Annotated in this window: 13 protein-coding genes; 9 read left to right on the top strand and 4 right to left on the bottom strand. The window is 71.7% G+C overall.

The features are described from left to right. Window positions 1–378: 378 nt before the first annotated feature. The 7 genes from ACWGR4_RS21920 to ACWGR4_RS21890 all read left to right on the top strand — a co-directional run bounded on the left by ACWGR4_RS21920 (window position 379) and on the right by ACWGR4_RS21890 (window position 6,931). Window positions 379–1,077 carry a response regulator transcription factor gene (locus tag ACWGR4_RS21920; protein ID WP_452131477.1) on the top strand — a complete coding sequence of 233 codons (699 nt, stop codon included), beginning with the start codon at window positions 379–381 and terminating at the stop codon, window positions 1,075–1,077. Continuing rightward, on the top strand, window positions 1,074–2,672 hold the full coding sequence (locus ACWGR4_RS21915) for an ATP-binding protein (RefSeq protein ID WP_452131478.1): 1,599 nt from the start codon (window positions 1,074–1,076) through the stop codon (window positions 2,670–2,672). Before ACWGR4_RS21920 ends, ACWGR4_RS21915 begins: the two co-directional genes overlap by 4 nt. A gap of 92 nt (window positions 2,673–2,764) precedes the next feature. Next, entirely contained in the window at window positions 2,765–3,373 is a 609-nt protein-coding gene (locus ACWGR4_RS21910; RefSeq protein WP_380008561.1) for a hypothetical protein, read from the top strand. Between the two features lie 192 nt (window positions 3,374–3,565). Beyond that, the gene (locus ACWGR4_RS21905) at window positions 3,566–4,093 is read left to right on the top strand and encodes a histone H1-like repetitive region-containing protein (RefSeq protein ID WP_452131479.1); all 528 of its coding nucleotides are present in this window, start codon (window positions 3,566–3,568) and stop codon (window positions 4,091–4,093) included. Between the two features lie 26 nt (window positions 4,094–4,119). After that, window positions 4,120–4,962: a peptidoglycan-binding protein gene (locus ACWGR4_RS21900; protein WP_452131480.1), complete on the top strand. Its 843-nt coding sequence runs from the start codon at window positions 4,120–4,122 to the stop codon at window positions 4,960–4,962. Further along, a complete protein-coding gene (locus ACWGR4_RS21895; RefSeq protein ID WP_452131481.1) occupies window positions 4,959–5,672 on the top strand; it encodes an ABC transporter ATP-binding protein in 714 nt (237 codons plus the stop codon). The genes ACWGR4_RS21900 and ACWGR4_RS21895 overlap by 4 nt, the downstream gene beginning before the upstream one ends. 86 nt (window positions 5,673–5,758) lie before the next feature. Beyond that, window positions 5,759–6,931, top strand: coding sequence for an ABC transporter permease (locus ACWGR4_RS21890; protein ID WP_452131482.1), 1,173 nt, complete (start codon window positions 5,759–5,761; stop codon window positions 6,929–6,931). 13 nt (window positions 6,932–6,944) lie between these two features. Here ACWGR4_RS21890 and ACWGR4_RS21885 read toward each other — a convergent pair whose 3' ends face one another. The 4 genes from ACWGR4_RS21885 to ACWGR4_RS21870 form a co-directional block, all read right to left on the bottom strand. Beyond that, window positions 6,945–7,739 carry a metal-dependent hydrolase gene (locus ACWGR4_RS21885; RefSeq protein WP_452131483.1) on the bottom strand — a complete coding sequence of 265 codons (795 nt, stop codon included), beginning with the start codon at window positions 7,737–7,739 and terminating at the stop codon, window positions 6,945–6,947. Window positions 7,740–8,135: 396 nt separating this feature from the next. Next, the gene (locus ACWGR4_RS21880) at window positions 8,136–8,930 is read right to left on the bottom strand and encodes an MBL fold metallo-hydrolase (protein ID WP_452134227.1); all 795 of its coding nucleotides are present in this window, start codon (window positions 8,928–8,930) and stop codon (window positions 8,136–8,138) included. Between the two features lie 558 nt (window positions 8,931–9,488). Next, the gene (locus tag ACWGR4_RS21875; protein ID WP_452131485.1) at window positions 9,489–10,178 is read right to left on the bottom strand and encodes a response regulator; all 690 of its coding nucleotides are present in this window, start codon (window positions 10,176–10,178) and stop codon (window positions 9,489–9,491) included. After that, on the bottom strand, window positions 10,175–11,371 hold the full coding sequence (locus tag ACWGR4_RS21870; protein ID WP_380008531.1) for a sensor histidine kinase: 1,197 nt from the start codon (window positions 11,369–11,371) through the stop codon (window positions 10,175–10,177). Before ACWGR4_RS21870 ends, ACWGR4_RS21875 begins: the two co-directional genes overlap by 4 nt. A gap of 141 nt (window positions 11,372–11,512) precedes the next feature. Between ACWGR4_RS21870 and ACWGR4_RS21865 the strand changes: the two genes are divergently transcribed. Together ACWGR4_RS21865 and ACWGR4_RS21860 are read left to right on the top strand one after the other, a co-directional pair. Then, complete coding sequence (locus ACWGR4_RS21865; RefSeq protein WP_452131486.1) at window positions 11,513–12,259, top strand: ABC transporter ATP-binding protein; 747 nt, start codon at window positions 11,513–11,515, stop codon at window positions 12,257–12,259. A gap of 82 nt (window positions 12,260–12,341) precedes the next feature. Then, entirely contained in the window at window positions 12,342–14,750 is a 2,409-nt protein-coding gene (locus ACWGR4_RS21860; RefSeq protein WP_452131487.1) for an ABC transporter permease, read from the top strand. Window positions 14,751–14,835: the final 85 nt, after the last annotated feature.

Raw genomic sequence — 14,835 nt, 5'->3', positions numbered from 1 at the left:
CGGCGGAGCGGCCCACGGCGGGGCGGGTCGGTTCTCGGGTCGGCGCGCGCAGGTTGCTCCGCGGGTCGGTTCTCGGGTCGGCTCACCGCCGGGTTCGCCGGTTTGGAACCGGTGTTCGTCTCAGGATCCGGTGTTCTCCGGAGTCGTGTCGTGGCGCTGGAGGAGTTCGATCCAGTAGCAGGTCCATCGGTGGAGTCGGTCGATCATCGGGCCTCCCCTGAAAAGTTGCCGGCAGCGTCCAGCATGGCACGGGCCGGCGGGGGAGGCTGGCTCCGGTGGTCGATACCCGAGCGACGCGTCGGCGACGATGGCGCGGTGGATGCCGGTGTGGGTGGGGGCTCCAAGGGTCCTTTGAGGTTGGGGCGTTACACATGAGCCGTGACTGCGTCTGTTCTGGTTGTCGATGACGAGCCGAATATTCGGGACCTGCTGGCTCGAACCCTGCGGCTGATCGGGTTCGATGTCCGGGTGGCCGGTGACGGGCGGGCGGCGCTGGCCGCCGTGTCCGCCGCCGCGCCGGACCTGGTGGTACTCGACATCACGCTCGGTGATCTCGACGGTGTGGCGGTGGCGCGCCGGCTTCGCGCCGATGGGCACGACGTCCCGGTGCTGTTCCTGACGGCGCGCGACGCCGTCGAGGACCGGATCGCCGGCCTGGCCGCGGGGGGCGACGACTATGTCACCAAACCCTTCAGCCTGGAGGAGGTGGTGCTGCGAATCCGCGCCATCCTGCGGCGGACCCGCGCCGGCTCCGAGGCGCCCGCGGACGAGGTGGTGCGCTTCGCCGACCTCGAACTGAGCGACGCCACCCACATCGTGCGGCGCGCGGGTCGGGTGGTCGACCTGTCGCCGACCGAGTTCCGGTTGTTGCGCTACCTCATGGAAAACGCGGGCCGCGTGCTCACCAAGGCGCAGATCCTCGACCGGGTGTGGCGCTACGACTTCGGCGGTGACGGGCGGATCGTCGAAAGCTACATCTACTACCTGCGCCGGAAGATCGATCGGGACGGGCCGCCGCTGCTGCATACGCTGCGCGGGGTCGGCTACTCGCTGCGCCTCCCGCCGGAGGACGTATGACGAGCACGGGCCGCGGCGAAGCGGTCCGCCGCGCCGTGCCCCGGCCGGTCGCCGTACGCGGGTGGAGTCTGCGGTTTCGGCTCGCGGTGATCGCCTGCGCCCTGACCACGGTGGCTCTCCTGGCCGCGAACACCGCCGGATTGATGCTGCTCAGGGCATACCTGGTGGACCGGGTGGACCGGCAGTTGTCGGCGGTGGGCAGCGGGTTGTTCGTGGACAAGCCCGGCAAGGACGAACTCCTGGGCGAGGCGTTGAAAGAGAGCGCCGGGCGGGCCGACAGCGGCTTTCAGGGGTTCATCGGCGGTTGGTCCGGCAGCCAGACGCGGATCTACCTGATCGGACCGGACGACACCCGGCAAAACCTCCCGTACGGGGCGGTCGGCGCACCCCGTCTGCCGAGCCGGACGCAACTCGAACGGCGCGCCGGCCAGAGCGCGTTCACCGTGCCGGACCGCGACGGCGGCGACTCGTGGCGTGTCCGGGTACGGGCCGACCGGGACGGTACCCGGCTCATCGTCGCGGCCACGTCGATGGATTCGGTCGAGGCGACCTATCGGCGCATGGTGCGGATCGACCTGGTCGTCACGCTCGGAGCCCTTGCGATGCTCGGCGTCGCCGCGTGGGCGACGGTGCGCGCGGGGCTACGCCCGCTGACCCGGATGGAGGTGGTCGCCGGGCAGATCGCCGGGGGCGACTTCGCCCGGCGGGTACCGGACGCGGACGCGCGTACCGAGCCCGGGCGGCTCGGGCTGGCCATGAACACCATGCTGGATCGTGTGGACAGCGAGATCGCCGCCCGTCGTGAATCCGAACAGCGCCTGCGCCGGTTTCTCTCCGACGTCTCGCACGAGTTGCGGACTCCGCTGACCAGCATCCGCGGGTTCGCCGAGTTGGAACGGCGGCAGCGAGGGGATACCGGACATCCCGGCGACGGCCTCGCCCGGATCGAGGCGGAGGCGGCCCGCCTGGGCAGGTTCGTCGACGACCTGCTGAACCTCGCCCGGCTCGACGAGCACCCGCGCCTGGACGTCGGTCCCGTCGATCTGCTCGATCTGGCCGCGCAGTTGTTGCCGGAGGTGCGGGTGAGTGCTCCCGACCGTCCGCTCATGCTCGCCGCGTTGGACGAGGACAGCCGGATCCTGGTGCCGGCCGTCGTCGCCGGCGACGAGTCGCGGCTGCGTCGGGCGATCGGCAACCTGCTGGCCAACGCGGTGCGGCACACCCCGGACGGCACGCACATCCGGATCCGGGTGGGCGTCGCGACTCCCGCCGCGCAGGTGGCGGCGGTGTCCGGCGCGGGGTGCGAACTCGCCCCGGAGGAGGCCGTCGCGGTCGTCGAAGTCGCCGATACGGGGCCGGGAGTTCCGGCCGAGCACGCCCCCCACGTCTTCGATCGGCTGTATCGCGGCCGGTCCGGGCCTGGTGGTGGCAGTGGAGCCGGCCTCGGCCTGGCCATCGTCGCCGCCGTGGCCGCCGCGCACGGTGGGCGGGTCGAACTGGCTGCTCCGGGGCCGGCGGCGGGTGCGGTGTTCCGTCTTCTGCTCCCCCTCGCGGAGGGGCCGGTCGAGCCTTCGCAGACTGCCGGCTCGCTTTGAGTCGGGGCCGAGGTCCTCCCGAGGCGCGACGCACAGGATCTCCTGCGTGCCCGGCGACAGCCGCCGGCGGCACCGAACGAGGAGCACCGACGATGCGATCCCTGACGCCTGCACGGCCCGCCCGCCCGGTATCGGACCCGACACCGCCGGCGGGGCGGCGCCCACCGCGCGCTCGGCGCTTTCGGGCCGCCGCGGCGGCTGCGGTGGTCGTGGTGCTCCTGCCGGCCACGGCGGCGTGCGGAGGGGGCTCGGAGGGCCGGAAGGTCGCCAGTGCCGACGGCGGAACGAAGCGCACCGCCGACGCGCCCGGGACCGGGGACGGGCGGGACGACACGGCCCGCGCCCGGGACTTCGCCAAGTGCATGCGCGACAACGGCGTCCCGGTCCAGGACCCTGATCCGAACACCGGCAAGCTCGACCTCGGCCCCCTGCGCGGTGGCGCGGACGCGCCGACCGTACGCAAGGCCATGCAGGCGTGCCGGGACCGGGCCCCGCAGTCCGTTACCAACGGCTCGAAGCCGACCGAGAAGCAGTTGGAGGCGATGCGGCAACTGGCCCGGTGCATGCGTGATGCCGGGATCGCGTTCAACGACCCGGGCCCGGACGGGTTCGACAAGAGCTCGTTCCCGACCGGTGCGCCCGGGTTCGCCGCCGCGATGCAGAAGTGCCAGGCCGGCGCACCTGCCGGCGGTGCGAAGTGAACCGCCGGCTCCGGGGAGGCATGGTGGCGGCGGCGATCGTGGCCGGGGTCGGCACGGCGGGTGCGGTGGCGACCGGCGTCATCGGTGCGGCGCCGGCGGATCGCCACCCTTCCGCCGCCGAGCGGCCCGCGACGGCGACCGTCGAACGGGTGACCCTCGTCCGGTCCCAGACGGTGCCGGGCACGCTGGGCTATGGGGCTGCCACCTCGGTCGAACACCCTTCGGTGGGCGGGCAGTCGGGGGGTGGTCAGACGGGCGGCGGCTCGACGGGTGGTGGGTCGACGGCCGGCGGACAAACAGTCGGGGGGCAGACGGGCGGCAAACAAGCGGCGGGTGGTCAGACGATCGGTGGGTCGACGGCCGGTAGGCAGACGGTCGGTGGGTCGACTGGTAGTGGGTCGACGGCCGGTGGGCAGACGGTTGGCGGGTCGACCGGTGATGGGCAGACGGCGGGTGGGCAGACGGTCAGCGGGTCGACAGGCGGTGGGGCGACGGCCGGTGGGCAGACGGGCGGTGGGGCGACAGGCGGTGGGCAGACGGTCGGTGCCGCGACGGGCGGTGGGGCGACAGGCGGTGGGCAGACGGCGGGCGGCCCGGCCGGTCACGAGCAGACGGTCGGTGGGTCGACCGGCGGCGGACAGGCGAGTGGTGGGCAGGCCGCCGGTGGGCGGAGGGTTGAGCGGCAGATCGTCGATGGCCAGACGGGCGGTGGACGACTGACCTGGTTGCCCGCTCCCGGGGCCGTTGTGGAACGCGGCAAGCCGGTGTACGCGGTCGACGAACAACCCGTGCCGCTGCTGTACGGCTCGACGCCGTTGTATCGGGATTTGTCCGCGGACATGGATGGTCAGGACGTTCGAGTCGTCGAGGACAACCTCGCCGCTCTCGGCTACACCGGGTTCACCGTCGACGACCACTACACCTCCGGGACGGCCGATGCCGTGCGCAAGTGGCAGCGGGATCTCGGTATCCCCGACACCGGCATCCTCGGGCCCGGCCGGGCGGTCGTCGCCCCCGGCGCCCGTCGCGTCGCCACGGTCGCCGCAACTCCCGGCCGTGCCGCGGCCGGTCCCGTATTGACCTGGACCGGCACCGAGCGCACCGTTGCCGTGGACCTGAACGTCCAGTACGAGGACCTCGTGCAAACCGGCACCAAGGCCACGGTCAAACTGCCCGACGGGACCACCGCGGAGGCCCAGGTCACCGACGTGGGCACCGCGGCCTCGGCCCCGCCCGGAGCCGGCGGTGCGGGCAATGGTCGCCCCGCCGACGGGACTTCGGCCCGGCCCCAGGACGCCACCCTCCCCGTTGCCCTCGCCGTCCCGCAGCAGGACAGGCTGGGTCGTTTCCAGGCAGCGCCGGTGGAGGTCACCCTGGTTGCCGAAACCCGGTCCAACGTGCTCGCCGTTCCCATCAATGCGCTGGTGGCACTGCGTGAGGGTGGCTACGCGATCGAGGTCGTCGGCACCGGACCCCCCGGAAGCCCCGGGGACTATCGCCCGGTGACGCTGGGCATGTTCGTCAACGGTCGCGTCGAAGTATCCGGTCCCGACATCGCCCAGGGCCTGGCCGTGGTGGTGCCCCGATGACCGCGCCCGCTCCGCTGGTCGAACTCGTCGCCGCTCGTAAGGACTACGGCACCGTCACCGCCCTGGACGCCACGCACCTCACCGTCGTGCCCGGGGAACTGGTGGCGGTGGTCGGCCCCTCGGGGTCCGGCAAGTCCACGCTGCTGACCATCATGGGCACGCTGAGCCGGCCGAGCCGCGGCCGGGTGCGCATCGCCGGACACGACCTGGACAGCCTCACCGATCGCCGACTGTCGGCCCTTCGCGCCACCACCATCGGCTTCGTCTTCCAGCAGTTCCACCTGCCTCCGGGTCCGGTTCTGGATGCCGTCGCCGACGGCCTCCTGTATCGGGGCGTGGCCCGCCGACGCCGCCGCGAACTTGCCGAAAAGGCGCTGAACCGGGTCGGATTGGCCGACCGGGTCGGGCACCACACCCACCAACTGTCCGGAGGACAGAAGCAGCGGGTGGCCATCGCCCGCGCCGTGCTCGGCGATCCTCCCCTGCTGCTCGCGGACGAACCGACCGGTGCCCTGGACTCCCGTTCCGGCCGGGTCGTGACGGAACTGCTCCGCGAACTCCACCGCGACGGGACGGCCGTGGTGATCATCACCCACAACCAGGACATCGCTGCCGCAGTGCCCCGCCGGATCGCGCTCCAGGACGGCCGGATCGTGCACGACGGGGTGGCGGATGTGGCGGATGTGGCGGATGTGGAGGCCATTCGATGAGCCGAACACGCCTCGCTCGCGTTCCGGGTGCCCAACCGGCAGGCCGGTCTCGGTCGTGGTCGCGGTCACAGCCTCGGCCGACTCGCATGAAAGCCGCCGATGTCCTGCGTGTCGGGGGCGCCGGACTGCGCAACCGTCCGACCCGGGTCCTGCTGTCGGCGCTCGGCATCGCGCTCGGCGTCGCGGCGCTGATCGCCGTGGTCGGCGTATCGGCGTCGGGGCGCGAAAACCTCGACCGCCGCCTCGACGCCCTCGGCACCAACCTCCTCACCGCCGCGCCCGGGAAGACCGCCACCGGCGCCGCCGCCGGACTGCCCCCCGACGCAGTCGCCATGGTCGCGCGCATCGGCCCGGTGGAGGCGGTATCCGCCATCGGCAAGACCGGTGCCAAGGTCTACCGCAACGACCGCATCCCGTCGCAGGAATCCGGCGGCATCGGCGTATACGCCGCCCGCCTCGATCTACCCGCGACCGTCGGCACATCCCTCGCCCACGGGACCTGGCTCAATCCGGCGAACGAGGGCTACCCCGCGGTCGTGCTGGGGCCGGTCGCCGCCGCGCGACTGGGCGTCCGGGCCCCCGGGCCCGACGTGCAAGTGTGGCTCGGCCGACGGTGGTTCACCGTGATCGGCATCCTGGCCCCGACGCCGCTGGCCGGCGAACTCGACACCGCCGCGCTCGTCGGCTGGCCCGAGGCCCGGCGCGACCTCGGCTTCGACGGCAACCCGACCACCGTCTACACCCGCGCCGACAATGCGTCGATCGCCGATGTGGCCGCAGTCCTGGGCGCCACCGCCAATCCGGCCAACCCGAACGAGGTGGAGGTGTCCCGCCCCTCCGACGCCCTGGCCGCCCGCGAGGCGGCCGACGACGCACTCAACGGCCTTCTGGTCGGGCTGGGTTCGGTCGCGTTGCTCGTCGGCGGCGTCGGTGTGGCCAACACGATGGTGATCTCCGTCCTCGAACGCCGCGCCGAGATCGGCCTGCGCCGCGCACTCGGTGCCACCCGAGGCCACATCGGCACGCAATTCCTCGCCGAGGCGCTGCTGTTGTCGATCCTCGGCGGCGCCGGCGGCATCCTCCTGGGTTCCGCGGCGACGGTCGGATACAGCACGTACCGGCACTGGCCCGCCGTGGTACCTCCCTGGGCCATGGCCGGCGGCCTCGCCGCGACCCTGGTCGTCGGCGTCTGTGCCGGGCTCTATCCGGCGCTGCGGGCGGCCCACTTGGCGCCCACCGAAGCGCTGGCGGCGGCATGACGTCGGCGCGTCGTCAGCCCAGGTAGCCGAGGGCGGCCACCGCGCCGAGGCCGCCGGCGCCCATGAACAGGGGCATCAGGACCTTGACTTCGACCTTGGCGCCGGCGCGGAAGCGCATGGACTTCGGGGGGCCGAGGGGGTACCAGCGTTTGCGGCCTATGGGGATCGGCCACAGGATCGGGCAGCCGGACACGGTGAGCGCGTCGCCGATGCAGTGGGTGAGGGCGCCGAGGGCGATCGGGAGGCCGACCCACCAGTACTCCTGGCCGGGCCCGGTGAAGAACCAATCGGAGCCGTTGCCGGGGCGGTTGAGGATTTCGACGAGCATCCAGGTGCTGGTTCCGCCGAGCAGCCAGACGAGGATGTCGCTGTGCAGGCGGGCGGCGCGCCACAGGAGCCCCTCGATGGCCAGGACCATGTGCACGAACAGCACGCCCAGGACGCCCCACCGGCCGCCGTAGGCGCAGATGGCCGAGGCGGCGACGCCGACGAGTCCCGCCCAGACCCAGGTATGGGTGAGGGTGCGGTGGCCACCGTTGCGGCGGGGGTCGCCCTTCATGCGGGTGGCCCTGTACGTGGCGCTCGCGAGGGCGTCGACGACGCCGCAGAGGACCATGGATATCGGCCCGAAGGAGCGGGAGACGGTGGCGGCCTTGTGGTCCAGGTCCGGCCCGAGCGCGGCGCCGGCGCAGATCAGGCCGCCGACCACGAGGACGGGCCAGGGCATCGGTTGGCCGTAGGCGTCGGCGGCGGCTCCGACGCCCATCCAGGCGCAGGCTCCGGACAGCGAATGGGCCGGTCCCATCATGCGGTTGGTGCTCCTTTGGTGCCCGGGCGAACCCCGAGCCCGCACAGTGGGGGCAGCTTATCGGTGGCGATCATGGGGAGTTGCGCGGGCGCACCGGGGAACGCCTGTGCATCGCGCCCGCGAACGGGCCCGTCGAATATGCAGCCCCACCGCAAGGGGCCCCGGCCGGGCCGACGTTCGAGGTTGGCTCCCGCGTACGTCGCGCGGAGACCCGCCGGCGCGACAGCGGTGAGGTCATCGGCGTGCGAGTCGCCGAGGAGGGACCGATCCTGACCGTCCGCCGCTGGTCGGACCGCGCTCTCTACGACGCCCCCGTGTCCGAACTCATTGCCGACCCGGTCGTGTTCCCGACTCGGCCCCTCCGACCGGACCGCGCGAACCCTTGGCCTTGTGAATTCAGACCGCCACGAAGCGACGGGGCCCGCCCGCGCGTACGACCCGTCCGAAGCGCAGGTCCGGGAAGTGGGCGCCGATCACCAGGTCTTCGGTGTCCGCAACCTCGTCGGCGATGCGGTTGCGCACGGCCGTAGCCGCCACCGGATCGATATCGAAGACCACCTGCCAGTCCGGCTCGCCCAGTTGCACCACCGAGTGCACGACATCCCCCAACAACAAGGCGCGTTCCCCGCCGGACGAGACGACATAGACGGTCGAGCCGGGGGTGTGACCGGGGACGTACCGGGCGTCCAGGCCCGGCGCGACCGTGAAGTCACCGTCGAACGGCTCCAGTCGGGGTTCGATCGGCGTCAGCTTGTCGATCGCGCCGGCGTTCGCGGTCGGGCCCGTCACGAAGTGTTCCCAGTCGGCGCGATGCAACCGGTAGGTCGCGTTCGGGAAGACGATCCGCCCGTCGTGGCTCGCCCACCCGACGTGGTCGAAGTGCAGATGGGTGAAGACCACGTCGGTCACATCGGCGGGGGTGATGCCGTGTGCGGCCAGGGAGCCGAGCAGGTTTCCGCCCGCGTACTTGCCGTCGTCCACATCCCCCACGCCCGCGTCCACGAGCACGATCCGCTCGCCGGTCCGCACGCAGAATCCGCCGAGCGGCAGCTCCAGCGTCCCGTCCGGGCCCAGGTGCTCGGCATGGCACGCCCACGCGTCGGCGACACCGGGCCGACTCAGGATGTCCGCCGCCACCTCCACGCCGACCCCGTCTCGCACGGGGATCACCTCGATGTCCCCGACCTTCACGCGCACCCCCACATAGCCTTCATGGTGAGGCCCAACGAACCGGCTGAGGCGGTTATTCCCTCGATGGCCGAACATCCGACGGTCTGCGCTGCCGCTGCATGCGCGGCATCGACGGGCCGACGGTCGGCTCGCGCCACGAGGCGGCCGGTGCCGGTGCCGCTGTTGGCTCCCGGGGCGGCGAGGGCTCTGGGCGGTGTGGGAGCGAGGCTGACACCGGGGGAGCGAGCGAGATCGGGTCGAGTCCTCCAGGCAGCCTTTCCGGGTGGGGCGGGCAGGGCATCGCGAGGTGCGGTGGGCGTGTGCGGGGCGTGAGTTCACGAAACCGGATGGCGTGGAGTGCCGTGGTCTCGGTGTGGGAGAAAACCGCAGGTCAGCGCGAAGTGGGAGTGTTTGAGGTGCCTCGGGATCCGGACGTGGTTCGTGGTGGCTCCGGCCCGTGGTGGGCCGGCGTGGTTCCTACGCTCGGTCCTATGTCGGATGCGGTGATGCCGGAACCGATCGCCGCTCGTCGTGCCGAGCGGGACGAGTCGGTGGTGGCCGAGCGTGTCGTACAGCGGATCAGCGGGCAGATCTACGCGGCACAAGTCCGGTCTCGTAGGCGATGATCGCCAGGTGGACGCGGTCCCGGGCCGCGAGCTTGGCGAACAGACGCGCGACATGCGTCTTCGCCGTCGCCGCGCTGATCACCAACCGCTCGGCTATCTCGGTGTTCGACAGTCCCTGTCCGACCAGTGCCAGCACCTCGCGCTCCCGGTCGGTGATCCCCGCGATGAGACGCGAGTCCGTGGCGGGCTCGGTGTCCGGTTCGGGGGCCGCCGGGCCGGACGTTCCGGCGAAGTCCGCGATCAGCCGTCGGGTCACGCTCGGCGCGATCAACGCGTCGCCGGCCGCCACCACGCGGATCGCGTCCAGGATCGCGTCCAGGGCCATGCTCTTGAGCAGGAATCCGCCGGCCCCGGCACGCAGTGCGCCGTAGACGTACTCGTCGTCGTCGAACGTCGTCAGCACCAGCACCTTGGGCGGGTCCGGCTCCGCGGTCGCCTGCCGGGTCGCCTCGATCCCGTCCATGCCCGGCATCCGGATGTCCATCACCACGACGTCCGGCCGCAGCTCACGCACCAGGCGCACCGCCTCGTGGCCGTCGCCGGCCTGTCCGACCACCTCCAGGTCGTCGGTGTCGCCGATCAGGATCCCGAGCCCGACCAGCATCAGCGGCTGGTCGTCGACCAGCAGCACTCGCACGCTCATGCCGGAAGCCTCGCCGCGACCCGGAATCCGCCCTCCGGACGCCGGCCGGCGCTGAACTGGCCGGACAGCAACGTCACTCGCTCGCGCATACCGAGCAGGCCGAAGCCGCTCCCACCGGTCGCGGAGTGCCTCGGACGGCCCGGCCCGCCGAGACCGTCGTCCCCGTCGTCAACCACCTCTATGCTCACTCCTTCCGGCTCGTAACCGACCGCGACCCGGCACATCCGCGCCCCGGAATGCCGCACCACGTTCGTCACCGACTCCTGGATGATCCGGAACGCCGACAGTTCGATCTCCTGCGGCAGTGGACGCTTCTCGCCCCGCCAGGTCACGTGGACCCGCACTCCGGCGTGGGCCGTGCGTTCGGCCAGCTGCGGGACGTCGGCCAGGCTGCCGGCCGGCGCCAGCGGGGCGGCCTGCGGCATGGCGTCGTCCGGCTCGGCGCGGCGTAGCGCCCCGAGCATGCGCTGCAGCCCGAGCAGCGTCTCCCGGCTCGTGGTCTCGATGCCGATCAGCGCCTGCCGCGTCTGCTCGGGCTTGGTCTCCACGACCCGCGCCGCCGCTCCCGACAGCACCGTGATGATCCCGATGCTGTGCGCGACGCTGTCGTGCAGTTCACGGGCGATCCGCAGCCGCTCGGCCATGACGGCGTGGGCCGCGGTCTGTTCGTCCAGGGCTCCGAGGTATTCACGGCGTTTGCGATACACGCCTCCGAAGACCCACGCGACCGCGAACCACAACGCGAGCCACCCGGCCCACTGGAGCGCGTCGCCGACGGAGTGCCCGCTGATGGGGAGGTCGTTGACGAACGCGGCCACGACGCCCGCGACGGAGCCGATGGCGGCAGCCTTCGGCCGCCGGGCGGCGATGTACCCGTTCAAGGCGACGAGCAGGATGAACACGGCCAAGGGCCGCGCGCCGAAAATGTCGCCGAGGGCCGACTCGCCCAGGACCGTCGCGAAGACGGCCACCGGCATACGGCGCACCAGCAGGACGGGAAGGGCGAGCACGACGCAGAGACCCGTCGTCTCGTAGCGCCCGAGGTCGGGGAATCGGAACAGGCCGTCGTCAGGGCTCGGCGTCGTCAAGGCGAGCATCAGCATGTAGATGCCGGCGATCGCCAGCACCACGCCCTGTGACATCAGCCAGGTCACGCGCTTCGATGTCGACAGACGCCGGAGAAGCTCTTCCACACGGAGATCGTATTCAGTGGCGTCGGCTCCGCGCGTCGCCCCGGGGATGTACGCGGGTACACCGCCGGGCCGATGACCTCGGGAGAGGTGACATCCGTCGGCCGACGCGAGGCGTCCCGGCCCGTTCCTAGGTTCATGGCCATGACGAATCCGCCGATGATCGCTCTCCAAGACGCGATGAAGAAGTACGACGACGGCCCGCCCGCGCTGGCCGGTGTGACCTTGTCCGTGGCGTCCGGTGAGTGCGTGGCGATCCTCGGCCATTCCGGCAGCGGGAAGTCCACGCTGCTGAATCTGATCGCCGGTCTGGACAAGCCGTCCAGTGGCACCGTGACCGTCGACGGCATCCGCGTCGACCGGCTCGGTGAGGCCGGTTCGGCGAAGTACCGCCGGGCTTCCATCGGCATGATCTTCCAGTTCTTCAATCTGCTCGACGACCTGACCGTGTCGGACAACGTCATGGTTCCGGCGCAGCTGGCCGGGATGGGCAAGGGCGAAGCGAAGCGGCGGGCCGTCGAGTTGCTCGGTTCGCTGGGCATCGACCGGCATGCCGAGGCCTACCCGCAGCGGCTGTCCGGCGGGCAACGGCAGCGGGTGGCGGTGGCCAGGGCCCTGATGAACCGGCCGGCTCTGCTGCTGGCCGACGAGCCGACCGGCGCGCTGGACTCGCGCTCGGCCGAGGACGTGCGTCGGCTGCTGATGGACCTGAACGACGAAGGGCAGACCATCTTGTTGGTTACCCATGATGTGCAGCTGGCCGCCGTCACCGCGCACCGCACCATCGAGTTGGTGGACGGTGCGGTCGCGCGGGACGTCGTCAACAACGGCAGCGGTGCCGGCCCGGCCGCCCACACGTCGCCGACCCGTCCGGCGGGAGCGATCGGATGACGCTGCGCAAGCCGCCGATGCCCCGGCGCCTCTTCGAGGCCGGATTCCACGCGATGGCCCGCATGCTGCCGGCGGTGAGCCGGTGAGCGCGCTCGGCAAGGTCGTACGCTCCGGCGTCGGCCGACGCCGGCTCCAGTCCCTCGTCATGGCTCTGACGACGTTCGCCACGGTGACGTCGTCAGTGCTCTGCCTCGGTCTGCTGACCGTCGTGCAGGCCCCGTTCGAGCACGCCTTCAAGGCCCGGAACGGGGCGCACCTGGCGGTTCAGTTCGACAGTTCGAAGGCCACGGCCGCGCAGGTCGCCGCCACCGCGCACACCGCCGGCGTCACCGAGGCGGCCGGACCTTACCCGGTCGTCGCCGCCCTGGACACGATCGTCGGCACGGACTGCCCCAAGAAGGATTTCGCCGGTCGCGACAACCATCCGATCACCGTAACCACCCGGCCCGACCCGGGGAGCACCTCCGGGATGGACCAACTCGTGCTGACCCGGGGGCGCTGGCCGGCCGGCCCGGACGAGATCGCCCTGCCGGCGCAGAACTATGCCTACGCCTGCTTCGGCTCCTCGGTGGTGTTCTCCTCCCTGCCGGGCAAGCCGTCGTTCCAGGTCGTCGGCTTCGGCGGCTCGGTGACCAGCAGCGCGACCGCCTTCGCCACCGCCGACGGTTTCGCGCGGCTCACCGCCGCCGGGGCCAAGTCCGACGAGCAGATGCTCTACCGGTTCGCCAAGGCCGGCACCGACGCCGACATCGCCGCCGACAAGCAGGCGATCGCCGCCGCCGCGCCGGCCGGCTCGGTCGAGGCCGGACAGTCGTACCTGACCGCGGAGCAGCAGGCGACCGGCAACGCCAAGGCCTACGTGCCGTTCCTGATCGCCTTCGGGATCCTCGGGATGTCGATGTCGGTGCTGATCATCTCGATCGTGGTCAGCGGGGCTGTGGCCTCGGGAATCCGGCGCATCGGGATTTTGAAGTCGCTGGGCTTCAGCCCTTCGCAGGTGGCCCGCGCCTACACCGCGCAGGCCATGATCCCCGCGATACTCGGTGTGGTGCTCGGCACGGTGTTCGGCAACCTCCTGGCTGTACCGATTCTGGACGGGGCCGGCAAGCAGCTCGGCGGGGCCGGTGCCACGATCCCGTTGTGGGTCAGCGCCGTGGTGCCGCTGGGCACGCTGCTGATCGTCGGCGTCACGGCTTTGGTCCCGGCGCTGCGGGCCGGCCGGATGCCGGCGGTGCGGGCTCTGGTGGTCGGCCGCGCCCCCAAGGCCGGGCGCGGCCAGGCGGCGCATCGTCTGGCCGCGCGGCTGCCGCTGCCCCGGGCCGTGTCGCTGGGGCTGGCCCAGCCGTTCGCCCGGCCGGCCCGGGCCGTACTGGTCGGTGCGGCGGTGCTGTTCGGCGTGGTGAGTGTCACGTTCGCGGTGGGGCTGGAGTCCGGGTTCAACAAGTATCTGGACAGCAGCACCGCCGGCTTCAACGTCGGGTCGAAGGTCGTGGAACCCGCCGCCGACGCAGACGTGCCCCGGGGTCTCTACGGGCCCAACGACCCGCGCAGGCCGCACCTGGATGCCCCCAAGGTGGCCGCCGCGCTTGCCGGGATCCCGGGCACGAAGGCCGCGTTCGGCTGGGGCGAGAGCGGCGCGACCATCGTCGGCGCCCCGCCCGGCGGCGAACCTCCGACGGTGTTCTCGGTCACCGGCGACTTCTCCTGGACGGGCATGGAACTGTTGTCCGGCCGCTGGTTCTCGGCGCCCGGCGAGGCCGTGGTCGGCGACAAGCTGGCCACGACGGCGGGGATTCACGTCGGTGACAACGTCACCGTGGTGCAGCAGAGCCGGCAACTGCCGCTGAAGGTCGTCGGTATCAACTTCGACACCAACGTGGGCGACTATACGGTCATGACGGATGCGGCCACCTTCACCGCCGCCGGCCTGGACCCGCACATCGAGCAGTTCAACGTCGAGTTGGCCTCGAACGTCAGCGGTTCGCACTGGTCCGCCTCGGCCGCCGCCGCGCTGACCCCGCTGAATGCCTCGGTCCGGCCGATCTCGAACGGGGGCAAGGCCATTGTGGTGCTCATCATGGGCACCCTGGTGGCCATGCTCACGCTGATGATGGTGGCGGTCGCCGCGCTCGGGGTGCTGAGCACGGTGGTGCAGGACACCCGGGAGCGGGTTCATGACCTGGGGATCTTCAAGGCCCTCGGGATGACGCCCAAGCAGACCATTGCGATGGTGCTCACTTCGGTGTCCGTCACCGGCCTGATCGCCGGGCTGATCGGGGTTCCGCTCGGGGTCGCGGTGGAGAAGGCGACGCTGACCGCGATGGGGCACGCGATCGGCCGGCACCTGCCGCCGAGCGTGTCCCACGTCTACACCGCAGGGCTGCTCATCCCCCTGCTCGCCGGCGGGATCGTCATCGCCCTGCTGGGCGCACTGCTACCGGCCGGTTGGGCGGCAAAGACCCGGACCGCCACCGCGCTGCGGACCGAGTAGGACCGAGCAGAGTTGCCGGTCCCGGCATCGGCCCGTCGAGTTCACCGGTCCGGCTGCTGCGCCTGGTCGACGATCCGAGGAGCCA

The sequence above is a fragment of the Embleya sp. NPDC055664 genome, from assembly GCF_053618075.1.
This window is presented reverse-complemented; position numbering and strand designations above follow the sequence as displayed.